The sequence below is a fragment of the Variovorax davisae genome, assembly GCF_030316845.1.
GTDB lineage: Bacteria > Pseudomonadota > Gammaproteobacteria > Burkholderiales > Burkholderiaceae_C > Variovorax > Variovorax davisae.
In genome coordinates, this window is the sequence record NZ_JASZYS010000001.1 from 744533 (window position 1) to 755706 (window position 11174).

General features: G+C 66.1%; 20 protein-coding genes. 11 read left to right on the forward strand and 9 right to left on the reverse strand.

Going from position 1 to position 11174, the window contains the following annotated elements:
• Positions 1-69: 69 nt before the first annotated feature.
• From QTI33_RS03655 to QTI33_RS03670, 4 genes are read left to right on the forward strand one after another with little or no spacing between them, the layout of a single operon-like run.
• A complete protein-coding gene (locus tag QTI33_RS03655; protein ID WP_286504393.1) occupies positions 70-348 on the forward strand; it encodes a hypothetical protein in 279 nt (92 codons plus the stop codon).
• Positions 345-536 carry a hypothetical protein gene (locus QTI33_RS03660; RefSeq protein WP_286504394.1) on the forward strand — a complete coding sequence of 64 codons (192 nt, stop codon included), beginning with the start codon at positions 345-347 and terminating at the stop codon, positions 534-536. Before QTI33_RS03655 ends, QTI33_RS03660 begins: the two co-directional genes overlap by 4 nt.
• On the forward strand, positions 533-1000 hold the full coding sequence (locus QTI33_RS03665; protein ID WP_286504395.1) for a CHC2 zinc finger domain-containing protein: 468 nt from the start codon (positions 533-535) through the stop codon (positions 998-1000). Before QTI33_RS03660 ends, QTI33_RS03665 begins: the two co-directional genes overlap by 4 nt.
• On the forward strand, positions 997-2403 hold the full coding sequence (locus QTI33_RS03670; protein WP_286504396.1) for an AAA family ATPase: 1407 nt from the start codon (positions 997-999) through the stop codon (positions 2401-2403). The genes QTI33_RS03665 and QTI33_RS03670 overlap by 4 nt, the downstream gene beginning before the upstream one ends.
• Positions 2404-2503: 100 nt before the next feature.
• On the opposite strand, the gene QTI33_RS03675 is transcribed toward QTI33_RS03670, so the two are convergent.
• From QTI33_RS03675 to QTI33_RS03685, 3 genes are read right to left on the reverse strand one after another with little or no spacing between them, the layout of a single operon-like run.
• Entirely contained in the window at positions 2504-2701 is a 198-nt protein-coding gene (locus tag QTI33_RS03675) for a hypothetical protein (protein ID WP_286504397.1), read from the reverse strand.
• Positions 2702-3487, reverse strand: a complete 786-nt coding sequence (locus QTI33_RS03680) for a hypothetical protein (RefSeq protein WP_286504398.1) — start codon at positions 3485-3487, stop codon at positions 2702-2704.
• Complete coding sequence (locus QTI33_RS03685; RefSeq protein ID WP_286504399.1) at positions 3484-4383, reverse strand: DUF2971 domain-containing protein; 900 nt, start codon at positions 4381-4383, stop codon at positions 3484-3486. The genes QTI33_RS03680 and QTI33_RS03685 overlap by 4 nt, the downstream gene beginning before the upstream one ends.
• A 309-nt stretch (positions 4384-4692) precedes the next feature.
• On the opposite strand from QTI33_RS03685, the gene QTI33_RS03690 reads away from it, so the two are divergent.
• The 6 genes from QTI33_RS03690 (at position 4693) to QTI33_RS03715 (ending at position 6649) form a co-directional block, all read left to right on the forward strand.
• Entirely contained in the window at positions 4693-5019 is a 327-nt protein-coding gene (locus QTI33_RS03690; protein ID WP_286504400.1) for a hypothetical protein, read from the forward strand.
• 10 nt (positions 5020-5029) lie between these two features.
• Positions 5030-5311 (forward strand): hypothetical protein, encoded by a 282-nt coding sequence (locus QTI33_RS03695; protein ID WP_286504401.1) that lies wholly within the window; start codon positions 5030-5032, stop codon positions 5309-5311.
• The gene (locus QTI33_RS03700) at positions 5308-5775 is read left to right on the forward strand and encodes a hypothetical protein (protein ID WP_286504402.1); all 468 of its coding nucleotides are present in this window, start codon (positions 5308-5310) and stop codon (positions 5773-5775) included. The genes QTI33_RS03695 and QTI33_RS03700 overlap by 4 nt, the downstream gene beginning before the upstream one ends.
• Positions 5776-5780: 5 nt before the next feature.
• The gene (locus tag QTI33_RS03705; RefSeq protein ID WP_286504403.1) at positions 5781-5981 is read left to right on the forward strand and encodes a hypothetical protein; all 201 of its coding nucleotides are present in this window, start codon (positions 5781-5783) and stop codon (positions 5979-5981) included.
• Between the two features lie 2 nt (positions 5982-5983).
• Positions 5984-6331, forward strand: coding sequence for a hypothetical protein (locus QTI33_RS03710; RefSeq protein ID WP_286504404.1), 348 nt, complete (start codon positions 5984-5986; stop codon positions 6329-6331).
• Positions 6332-6397: 66 nt separating this feature from the next.
• Positions 6398-6649 (forward strand): sigma factor-like helix-turn-helix DNA-binding protein, encoded by a 252-nt coding sequence (locus QTI33_RS03715; RefSeq protein WP_286504405.1) that lies wholly within the window; start codon positions 6398-6400, stop codon positions 6647-6649.
• A 193-nt stretch (positions 6650-6842) separates the two neighbouring features.
• Here QTI33_RS03715 and QTI33_RS03720 read toward each other — a convergent pair whose 3' ends face one another.
• The 4 genes from QTI33_RS03720 to QTI33_RS03735 form a co-directional block, all read right to left on the reverse strand.
• Positions 6843-7586, reverse strand: coding sequence for an AbiU2 domain-containing protein (locus tag QTI33_RS03720; RefSeq protein WP_286504406.1), 744 nt, complete (start codon positions 7584-7586; stop codon positions 6843-6845).
• 59 nt (positions 7587-7645) lie between these two features.
• Entirely contained in the window at positions 7646-7912 is a 267-nt protein-coding gene (locus tag QTI33_RS03725) for a hypothetical protein (protein ID WP_286504407.1), read from the reverse strand.
• A 361-nt stretch (positions 7913-8273) separates the two neighbouring features.
• Positions 8274-9119 carry a PA4780 family RIO1-like protein kinase gene (locus tag QTI33_RS03730; protein ID WP_286504408.1) on the reverse strand — a complete coding sequence of 282 codons (846 nt, stop codon included), beginning with the start codon at positions 9117-9119 and terminating at the stop codon, positions 8274-8276.
• Positions 9116-9457 carry a hypothetical protein gene (locus QTI33_RS03735; RefSeq protein ID WP_286504409.1) on the reverse strand — a complete coding sequence of 114 codons (342 nt, stop codon included), beginning with the start codon at positions 9455-9457 and terminating at the stop codon, positions 9116-9118. Before QTI33_RS03735 ends, QTI33_RS03730 begins: the two co-directional genes overlap by 4 nt.
• Positions 9458-9684: 227 nt before the next feature.
• On the opposite strand from QTI33_RS03735, the gene QTI33_RS03740 reads away from it, so the two are divergent.
• On the forward strand, positions 9685-10104 hold the full coding sequence (locus tag QTI33_RS03740) for a hypothetical protein (protein WP_286504410.1): 420 nt from the start codon (positions 9685-9687) through the stop codon (positions 10102-10104).
• 70 nt (positions 10105-10174) lie between these two features.
• On the opposite strand, the gene QTI33_RS03745 is transcribed toward QTI33_RS03740, so the two are convergent.
• Positions 10175-10405: a hypothetical protein gene (locus QTI33_RS03745; RefSeq protein WP_286504411.1), complete on the reverse strand. Its 231-nt coding sequence runs from the start codon at positions 10403-10405 to the stop codon at positions 10175-10177.
• A 197-nt stretch (positions 10406-10602) separates the two neighbouring features.
• Complete coding sequence (locus tag QTI33_RS03750) at positions 10603-11166, reverse strand: hypothetical protein (protein WP_286504412.1); 564 nt, start codon at positions 11164-11166, stop codon at positions 10603-10605.
• Positions 11167-11174: the final 8 nt, after the last annotated feature.

Consider the following 11174-nt stretch of genomic DNA (forward strand, 5'->3'; position numbering starts at 1 on the left):
CGGGGGCGCGGAAAACACCCGAAGGGTAACGGTTCCGGGCGCGGCAGGCGACCGGCCATGGAGAATTCCATGGCAACTGCATCCGTGATTCCAATTCAGCGCCAGCGCGTCTTCGCGCTCGGCCGGTATCGGCTTTTTGTAGTCGATCTTGGGTTCGCCGCCGAGTACGCCGGGTCAAGTCTGAGGCCGCGCGCCTTCACGATTCACTGGACGCCCGGGCCGCCCACGCCTGCTGAGCGCGAGGCAATGGACGGGGCGATTCGCCGCGCGGTGAGCGAAGCGCTGAGCGGGTTTTCGGCCGCGCTCGGCCATCAGGGTCGGCTGATGTTGCTCGGGGACCTGTTATGAGCGGTCCTGACGGCGACGCCGCCGAGTTCGCCCGCCTGCGCGCGGATCTCGCGCTGCTCGGCCATACGGTGGCCAGGATGCCGTCAGGCGGCTTTGTCGTCGCCCGCTGGGGGCTGAGCCGCTACTGCGCCGATCTGGCCGCCCTGCGGGCCTTCGCGGCCGTTGTCGGGGCGGAGGGCGCGCGATGAGCTACGACCGCAGCCGCTTGCCCGACCCGGCGGCTTTCTACGTGGAACATCGCGGGCTCAAGCTGCTGCCCGGCAAGCTCTGGCGCAGCGGCGGCCCGTGCGAGTTCCATGGGGGCGGCCGCGACTGCATGCGAGTGAATGTGCGCACGGGCGCTTTCAAGTGCATGAACTGCGAGATCGGCGGCGGCGATGTGGTCGCCTATCTGATGGCCGTCGAGTGCATCGGCTTCATCGAAGCGGCCAAGCAGTTGGGCGCATGGACGGATGACGGCAAGCCTGCGCCGAGGAACCCGATGCCTTTCAGCGCCCGCGATGCGCTTGCCGTCTGCGACTTCGAAATCACGTTCGCGGCGATTGCCGCCGGCAACATGGCGCACGGCATCCCGCTCACCGACGCAGACCGGGCGCGCCTGCTGCTCTGCGCGAACCGCCTCTGTCGCGTTCATGAATGGATCGCCCGATGACTCGCAGCACCAATCCTCTGAAAGCGGCGCAGGCGCGAGTGGATGCCGCTCGCGCGCTGCCCGCGCCGCCCGCGCCCCTCGATGCTGTCGAAGCGCACCGCATCGGGCTCAACGGCTACGACGACACCGCCGAGCGCAGCGTGGTGTTCCCCGACCAGTCGCCGAGAGCCGGCCGCCTCGCCACTGCTCCCATCGAGTGGAAGTTTCCCGCGCCGATCTCGATGGAGGAGCTACTGAGCGCCAAGCTGGCGCCCGACGAGATCATCGAGGGCTTCCTGTGGGCCGATCTCGCGCTGCTCATCGGCAGCGGCGGCACCGGCAAGACGGTTTGGCTCTTGACGATGGCTGTCTGCATCGCGCTCGGGCGGGCGTTCTTCGGGCATGCGGTGCTCAAGCCCGGACGGACCCTTTTCCTGACTGGCGAGGACCCGAAACACGTGGTCGTTGCCGCCATTCGCCAAATTTGCCGCGCGATGGCTCTCTGCGAGGAGGAGATCGGGATCGTGCTCGACCGCGTTCGCATCTCCGATGTGACCGGCGGCAAAGCAAAGCTCTCGGCCGTCAGGGAGAACCTCGTGGTTCCCTCGGAACTGCCGACGATCATCGGAAACGCGGCGCGCGATCAGGATGTGGTGGTCGTGATGTTCGATCCCACCATCTCTTTTGCGGCCGGCGAATCTCGCGTGAATGACTCCGAGCAGGGGATCGTCGAGTCCGGGCGCATCGTTCGGGATCTGTTGAATTGCGCCGTGGTTTTCAGCCATCACACCGGCCAGAACCCGGCGAAGGAACGCAACTTCTCGATGTACGCCTCGCGCAACGGCTCGGCGCTGCCCGATGGCTGTCGAATGGAATGGGTGATGCATCGCCCCGATTCCGTGAAGCAGTGGGTTCAGTTGACCGGCCGCTCGCTGGCGCCGCCCCGCTACGGCTTCGAGATGGCCGTCGCGCGCTGCCAGTATGCCGCGCCTCCGCCGGAGCACTACTTTTTTGAGCGCGAGGGCCACGCCATCGAGCGGGTCAAGGGGCGCGATCCATTCCTCGCGAGCGATGCTGAGCCCATTGATGCGCTCGATGCGTTGAGAGGGCGCATCGAGCAGGGCCTGAACCTGCTGTTGAGCGAGTTCGAGCAGGGCATGAGGCATACCGGCGCGACGGCCGTGCCGGCGCTCCAGGCGCGCCTCGGTGTCGCCCGCCAGCCTGCCCGGGATGTGGTCTCCGCTCTGGTCGATGCCGGCCTGCTCGTGGAGTGCATGCTGCCCCATCCGCCCGAGCACGGCGCGCGGACGTACCTGCATCCGCTCAGGCGCGGCGCGGCGCTCCCCGCCGATGTGAAGCTCGCCCCGCCCAAGGCGACCGCCGCAAGCGCGGCGAGCCGGCGGCGAAGCGGGGCCGAACCATGACGCCGCCTTGCCGAAAAGGGAGGTTTCACCGCCTCGCCGCCACCGCCTCGCCGCCCTATAGGGAAAAGAGAGCCGGCGAGGCGGCCTCTCTCTTTCCCCTCTACGGCGCGGTCGCCGCTTCGCCGTTTTCGATGGCGAGGCGGCGGCGAAGCGGCGAGGCGGAATCGGCCCTTGCTGTCGCTACGTGCTTGCGCTTGCATGGGACCAATGCGAGCGATGCGAGCGATGCGAGCGCAACGATCCGATGCGAGCGCAGCGCCAAAACGGTTGTCAGGCCATTGGGAGAAGGATTGAACACTCAAGGTTTCTCGCCCGTGCGCTTTCGCCGATCGACGAGCTGGCGGGCGCCTTCGAGCACGCTCTTCGGAATCTCCATCCACAGCGCGACCTGACCCGCAAGTTCGGGATACAGCCACAGCGGGGAATTGACGCCTTGAAAGCCTCGCGTGAACCACACCTTCGTGCGCGGCTTCACGCAGTACCAAGCGTTCGCCCATACCAACGCATCTCTTGATGCATGCTTTCTGTCGGCAAGAATTTGCTCAAGTTTCCCGGCTGGCACGTGACCGGCCTGAGCCGGGCCACTCATTCCCGCTTCGATCCTTTTGATGTTGCTTGCAAGCACTTGCGGGCTCGGCGGATCGGCATAGTGAACGACGTCAAGCGGTTGGCAATACTGCCGCAGCTTCCAGACGAGCCGATCAAGCCGAAGCAACTCAGAGTCAAAAAGATGGTACGACTGCAGCAGGTAACGGTCGCCGTTCCACTCCACCAGGCGATCGACGAATTCCTGCTCTGCGGGATCGAGCCGGATGGCGAATGGCAGCGAGGCGTTGATGCGATCCAACGCTTCCGCAATCTTGTGCTTCAGCCCGATCGTGCTTTGTCGATTCAGCATCAGGATGCACTTGAGGTACTTCTCGATCGAATGAAGCGCAGACCACAAGAATGGACCCGCAAGCCGCGCGCGCATAGCAGCGCGGGCTGCGATGTAGTCTGCATCAGCGGTGTCGCGGAAGCACGCGATCGCGAACTGATTGATGCGCGCGTGATCGGTCGGCGGTCGCCAAGTTGAAGGGTTCACCACGTTCGATACGGTATGTCCGCCGCCGTTATTTGCCTCGTACCTTCAACTCGGGAACTCAGAAAGCCCGACAGCGAACCGATTGCGAGGTTCGGGTGGGGCGTGGGTCCGGCGTACACATGCGGAAGAAGCAGCTTTCCGTTCGGCGCGGTTGGCAGCCTGAAGGCCACGTAGGGGATCAGCATTGACGTCCCGGGTCTGTGGAAAACTTCGGGAAGATTGGTCCGAGCCACATCCTCAGACACGACCCGCCACTCCTGTTCTTCGAAGAAAGCCCCATGCTTCAACGCGGCAGCAACTTTTAGCAGGTCGGATTCCATCGATTCGAAGGCGGGGTAAAACCGATTGTCCGAGTGACGCTCGGCGTCCGTCCCGCCAGCTGCTCTGGCGTGCTTCGCGACAGCGGCCACCACTTCTTCGAGAACCCTTCGTTGTTCGTCCCGATCGTAGATGCATCGGACGAGCGAAAAGCGCTGCGCCTTTGCAACCTCCGCCAAGTCATTGGGGTCGAACCCTAGGCTGTACCCATTGCCCGCTGGGCAGTAACCCCGCCACTGGCTCAGCAAGTTACCTCGTTCGCTAAAGCACGCTGCGAACAGTGCATGCCCGTTCTTGAAACGGTGACCAACCCAAACCGCGAATTGGTGCAGCACCTCAGCATCCTGAATCAAACCAGCATGCAACATGTTGGCGGAGACGCTCGCAATCAGCCTCGCAGCAGTATCCAGTTCGGACGCATCGGACATGTAGCGGATATCACTCGCCCAAAGCTGCTTTCCTTCGACGATGTTCTTCACGTTCCCGAGGGTTGCATAGTGGAAAAGGTGGGTGGTCGGCCGCATCCCATAGATGCGTTCCACGATTGCACTTAAGGGCGAGGTTGTTGTGGCGTTCATGAGGTGTTGGATGGCACATCGAGTTTCGGGGCCGACTGTAGCCGGTCCCTCGGGGCCCTCACGCCGGGGCTCGCTTCGAGCGGGGGGAGAGGCGCTTGCTCACAGCGGCCGCTTGAAACCTAGCTCCCATCCCGATTGCGGATTATTTTTCGGCCAAAAAAAGAGGCCCCGGGCCGCTGCCAAGCGGACTTTCGAACTCAGCGATTTTGCGCGATGATCGCGCAACGGCTTCTGATTGCCTCCGAAGCAGAGGCTTCGCAAGTTGTTCTCGGCGCATCGTGCGCCGCTGGCCGCGAAAGGATCTAATCCATGGAAGCGCCCGCACCGCTGTACGAGCGGCCCTCGCTGCGCATCGCCTTCTGGGGCCAGAACGGCCCGGCCGTCAACCAAGCAGCCGCCGCAGAGATCGCGCTGTGCATGCAGGCGTGGCACGTCGAGCAGCGCCGCCGGCAGGAAGCCGAGCAATTGGCCGGGCTCGTGCGAGATCGCGTGCTCGAAGGCTCGCTCGCTCCGGCCGCTCTGCGGGCATTGCTCGCCGATCCCGCGCCGCCGGCTCTCAAGCTGCGCGGGCGCATCGCCGCCGCCTTGCGCGCACTCTTCCCGCCCGTTCGCAAAGGAGCTATCCACCATGCCTGAGACCCGACAGATGAGCGCCCTTGTCTGGGGCGACAGCGAGGACGATCCCGGCGCGGCCGACATCGTCGCTCGCGAGATGCATCGCAACGCGCTCGCGATGCAGGAGACGGCGCGGCGCGAGGCCGCCGCCGGGCGCTGCGCCGAGGCCGCGCGGGCCGCCGTTTTGCGCGGAGATCCGCCCGAGGCGCTCGCCGCCGCTGTGGTGGCGGCGCTCGACGCACCCTTCGAGCCGCCCGCCATCTACTCGACCGGCAGCCGCAGCACGTTCGGCTTCGAGCCTTCGCATCGGTGAGCGTGATCGTGAGCTACCTCACCGCCGATCTCGCGCCGCATGCCGCCTCCCTGCAACGGGACCGCGCCGGCTTCTATGTCGTCGGCCGCGAGCGCACGCGCAGGCTTGATATCGCGCTGTTGCTGGCACAGCGCCCCTCAGCGCCCGCAGGAGTGCGCGCAAGGGCAGGCCGATCCCAACGTCATGCCGAGGTGCTTTCGCGCGCTCAGCGGGCCATCGTGCGCGCTCGGGAGGCCATCGTGCGCGGGGCTCCCATCGCGACGACCAAGCCGCTGACGCCCGCGCAGCGCGCGGCATTGGATCGCCTGACCGGATCGCGCCTGCTCGATACCTTGGGCAGCGTGCTCGGGCGCGAACTCGCCGCGAGGGATGCGCGGATCGAGGCGCTTGAATCGAAGATCAGGGGTACGCCGGCCGGGCGCGCCGAGACGATCGCGAGGGCGCGCGCGGCGCTCCAGCTATGACCACAATGCGCAGCAGCCTCGGGCACGACGAGAAGGCCTTGCTCGCCTACGGGCGTCGGCTCGGCCTCGATCTCGCGGCCGAGCTTTTGAAGGCCGAGCTAGAGCAGCAGGCGCTGCACTCCAATCCGAAGGCCGCGAGCAAGCAGTCGGCCTCGCGCTCATTGCCGCCCGGCCCCGCCGCTGCCGGCTACATCACGAAGGCTTGACAATGCCGCCCGTCGATTGCGTCACGCTGTGGGTGTATCGCAGGAATGTCGCGGAGGTCGGCGGCCAAGTCGGCTACGTGCAGGCCGAGCGCTGCATCGCGCAGGCGCTTATCGCACGCGGCGTGGCCGTCGATTTGTTCAAGGCGACGAGCCTCCTGCCCGAGGTCGAAGGCTTCGAGTTTCCGCGCCGAGCCAAGCGCGAGCAATCAGCAACATCGGCGACGGTGCTCCCGGCCTCGGAGGGGAGCGCTGACCATGACCAGCCGCAACCGACCCGGGCGCGCCGAGCGCCAGCAGCAGCCGAGCCCGCGCGCCCTCGATCTGGAAAGGCTCGCCCGCGTACAGCTTGAGGCCGGGCGCCTAGAGGCCGCGAAGCGGACGCTCGCACGGGCGGCGCAGCGGAAAGCCGGCTCATCATGAGGGTCTCGAAGGGGCGCGCCGCGCCGGGCGTGAGCTTCCCGCGCCTGTTCGCCTGCGAGCCGCTGACGCTCGATGAGTGCGGCCGGCTCTTGGGCATATCCCGCGAGCGTGTGCGCCAAGTCGAAGCCGAGGCGCTCGCAAAGTGCGCCGCGCGCCTGCGCGACAAGGGCTACCGGATTGAGGATCTTCTCGGCGAGGATCGGGATGCGCCGGGCCTGCGAGGGCGGCGCATTTACCGCAGCGAGTAATGCGCGATGCTCAGAACAGGGACCGCAAGGAATAGATCAGCGCCACCCATGTCAACCCCACGAGGCAGCACAGAGCGACGATCAGCTTTTCGAGTCGATTCATTGCGAACCACAGAATACGCGAAGTCTCCGAGAAAAGCCCCGTATAGCGTTTTTCCGGGCCGCCGCTGCCTCGCATCGGGCGCGCCGAGAATCACGCCTGCGGAGGCGCTACCCGCGGCTCAGCGGGCGTCGGCGCCCAGAACTCGCGGGCCATCTCGGATAGCTGCTTGTCGAGCGTCTCCCAAGCGAAGCCGGCATTGCGAACGACCATGCCAACGAGGGCGACCGCTTGCTGGAGGGAGGCGATGGTCGGGGCGATCTCTCGCCACTTGAGCCCGAGCGCGGGGATATCGAGAAGTTGGTACTTGTCGGCAACGAAGCGGATCTCCGTATGCGCCGTCACCTTGTCCCGGATGGTGCGGAAGGCTTTCACTTCCGGCGAATCGGCGAGTTGCGAGACCAAGGCGAGCAGATCGCGAAGGTGCCGGTCGAACTCGTCCGCCCGCCCCGCGCGCTCGTCGATCTCCAGCAGTCGCAATGCCTCGGCGATCTCCGGATCTGTCTCGTTCTCGATGGACGGAATCACCCACGCGGCATAGCGGGCCTTGAGCGCGGCGGCGAACTTTTCATCCCGCAGCGCCAATGCGATGTTGGAAAGGCTCGGCGCCCGCTCGTCGTTGTCCGTCGCCAGCTTCGCGATATCTTGAGCGCAGGAGAGGAACAGGGTGGTGCGCAAGGCGACCAGGCCGCGCCACTGCCGGCCGGAGCCGCGAGCGGCGCAGACGGCCTGATCGAACAACAGGGGATCGAGCATCGCGTAGCGCTCGCGCAGCGCCAGGAAGGCGTCCAGCAAATGCTCCGCGTGCGCCTCTAGCTTCTCGATCTGGGTTGGCATGTCCGCTCCGCGCCCGACCATCGGGCCGGCGGATTCTCACCTACTTGCCGGCCCGGCCTTCAATGCCTCGGCGCGGCTGCCGCCGCAGCGTTCGCTCGCGCCACTCCTTCGGCGATCAGAGCCGACCCGCCACTGAGGCTCGCCAGGAATCCGAGCGTCACCTCGTTGGCAAGCTCCTCGGCGTTGCCGCGCGCCATGCCGCCGCCTTCGAGGCGCTCGGCGAGCCGCTCGCTCAAGTTGAGGAAAACCATAGCCGCCTGCGCGGCGATGCAATGGCGCGGCCCGACGATCTCGGCGAGGACGCGGGGTTTCGGATCTGCTTCCATGGGGGCTACCTCCGGGGAGTGGTGCGCCGCATCTGGCGAATTGAATTGCTTAAAAGTTGAGCAACTTTGCGATGCTGATTTGGGTAATGTTGCACCCAAAATAGCCATATTTGCCCATATTTTAGGCAAAGAGGGAAGAGCGCGAGACTGCCAGTTTTCTTAGACGCGACATAGACTTACATACGTTCGCGTAAGTAGGCATATACCTGCATCGTCGCCCTTTTAATCCGTTGGTCACAAGTTCGAATCTTGTACGTCCTACCACGATACCGCCTGTAGATACTGGAAAGCCTGCTATTGAAAAGATAGCAGGCTTTTTTCTTGAGGGTGCCGCGCAGGCGCATGGCAAAGCCGATCGGTCTCAGCGCGCTGCCACCCGCACCAGCCGGGCCGCCTCTTCGGCGCGCGCGTCGTCGACCTCGCGCAGCACGCCGCCCAGATCCACCGGCCCGCTCGGGCGCGCGAAGGTGCCCGTCAGGGCCGAGCCGGGGTGCAACTCGCCGCGTTCGTAGAGGTTCCATATCTCCTCGCCGTAGCGGGTGGCAAGCAACTCGGGCGCGGCCTGACCGAAGAAGGCGGCGAGGTTCGCCACGTCACGCAGCAGCATCCGCCGCGCGTGGTTGTTGCCCGCGGCATCGACCGCCTGCGGCAAGTCGATGATCACGGGGCCGTCGGCGGCCAGCAGCACGTTGAACTCCGAGAGATCGCCGTGCACCACACCCGCACACAGCATGCGAACCACTTCCGCCAGCAGCGTCGCGTGGTGCAGTCGGGCGTCCTCGGGCGAGAACACCACGTCGTTCAGGCGCGGTGCGGCATCGCCCTGCGCGTCGGCGACCAGTTCCATCAGCAGCACGCCATCGCAGAAGTTGTGAGGCTGCGGCACGCGCACGCCGGCGGCGGCCAGCCTGTAGAGGGCGTCGACTTCGGCGCTTTGCCACGCGGCCTCGGTCGCCTGCCGGCCGAATTTCGTGCCCTTGGCCATCGCGCGCTGCAGGCGCGTGTTCTTGACCTTGCGGTTCTCGGTGTAGTCCACTGCCTGGCGAAAGCTGCGCTGGGTGGCTTCCTTGTAGATCTTGGCGCAGCGTGTCTCGTCGCCGCAGCGCACCACGTAGACCATCGCTTCCTTGCCGCTCATGAGCTGGCGAACCACGCTGTCGATCAGTCCTTCGTCGATGAGCGCTTGCAGTCGGGGGGGTGCTTTCATGGCGCATTCTGCCTGCCCGGCGCTTCGCCTCGCGTCGAGGACGCCGGCGCCTGCAGCGGCAAGGGCGCCGAGGGCTTGTCGAGGTCGAGCCTGGACACCCAGGATGCGACGGCATAGATGCGGAGCAGGCAGGCCGAGTACGCCCCCCACGCCGCGCGGTGCCGGCACTCCAGTTCATCGAGCGCCGCGATTTCCTGCTCGCTCGGGGCCGGGCACCCGGTGCACAGGTGGTCCCCCGCCTGTTCGATCAGGCGCTCGCGCTCGGCGGCTGCGCTGGCCCTGCTGGCGAGCCACGCCCCCCACAGGCGGGCCAGCTCTGCCCGGTCGTTCGAATCCAAGGTGCGTCCTTCAATGACACCTAAAATTAGTACATTTGGGTTACTTTGTCTGTAGGCCACGTGTGCTCGCGGATCTCGCTTCGGGAGGCGGGCTGCGTCCAGCGTCCCGGCGAAACGCAACCTGCAGTTGCGCCCGTTTACGCCACCTTTGCAGTTCTTCGGTGCACGCCGTCCGACGCACCCGCGTTGACTGTGAACGGGGCAGTTGCCTCGCACAGGAGATTCGAATGCATGCAGGTCGCTCGGTGTTGGTCAAGTTGGCAGCGGTCGGCGTTCTCGCCGTCGCAGCACTCTCAGGCGCCGCTTCGGCCAGCGCTGGCACGAACTGGTCGGTGGGCATCGCCTTGCCTGGCGTGGTCGTCGGCGCGGGCGAGTCGGCGCCGTATTACCAGCCGGCGCCTGTCTATGCGCCTCCAGCCCCCGTGTACTACCAGCCGGCGCCGGTGTACCGCACGGCGCCCCCGATGACCTACGCACCAGCGCCCGTCTACTATGAGCCGGGGTATCGCGGCGAGGGGCGCCGCAGCTATCGATCGGAATGGGATGGCGGTCGCCGCTGGGACCGTCGCGACTGGCGGCATGAACGCCGCGAGGAACGCCGCGAGGAACGCCGCGAGGAACGCCGCGGATGGGGCGATCGCGACTGAGCGAGGACTGAACCCGCACGACAAAAAGGCCGTTCAAGACGGCCTTTGCTCTGCGTGGGGGGTCGGGGACTTACACGGCTTCGTTGCCGTCCAGCGCGGCAGAGTGGCGGGAGCCCGCGATCGCCGACACCACGCCCACGGCGCTGGCACGCAGCAGTTCCTGGCGCAAGGCCGCCTCCAGCAACCTGCGTGCCGTGTCCGGCCGGTCGTGGTCGTACTCTTCATCCAACTCGCAGTGCAGGTAGTAGTCGACCCTGGCCATGAGCCTCTCGACCGACGCTGCGAGGTCTGTCTCGTTCATATTCCCGCTCCTCCGAACCAGTCGCGCGGATACGACCTTGGTTTGATCTCGACTTCCTCTTTGTCACACGCTCGACGCATTCAAGCGCCAAGTGTGCGAGTCATCTCATTATCCGCCCGCTCGTGCAATAGCCTCCCATCCGTTGTCGTCGTAGGCCAACAACTCGTTCACATTGATAATTTTCCAACTCTTTGGTACTAGCGCAGCCGGAGTCGATTCCATGCGCTGGTCAGCCTGGAGGGTCGCACGGGCGGCGTCGGCCGCTCGGCCGGGGGCGGCGGCAGCTGGTGCCGCACGGCCTGCGCCACCCGGACGCAGTCCTTGATGTGCAGTTCGCCCAGCGAGCGGAGGGCGGCGTAACTGAGTGTGGCAGAGACCACTTGCCCGGCCAGCGGAACGAAGCGGGCCGCCTGGCTGGCGGTCAGCTTGACACCGGCATGGCGCGCCAGCGCGACCAACAGGTCGCGGGTCACCAGGCGGCCCACCAGCAGCGCGCCGACGGTGGCCGCGGCCTTGCGGATGCGCTCGCGCTCATGCGGCGCCAGTCGCTCGACCTGGGTGACTGAAAGCCCGAATTCGGTACTGATCTGCGGCACCACGCGGGCCAGCAGGGCCGCGTCGGCGGCCCAGTCGAGTCCCGGAATGGGCATCGCGCCGATGGCCGCCGCCATCATCGCCTTGCGGCCCAGCAGCCGGCGGCTGCGCCGGATGGCGGCAATCAGCTGGGGGTCACCCTGCGCGAGTTCGATGGCGGAAGACATTCCGCCCC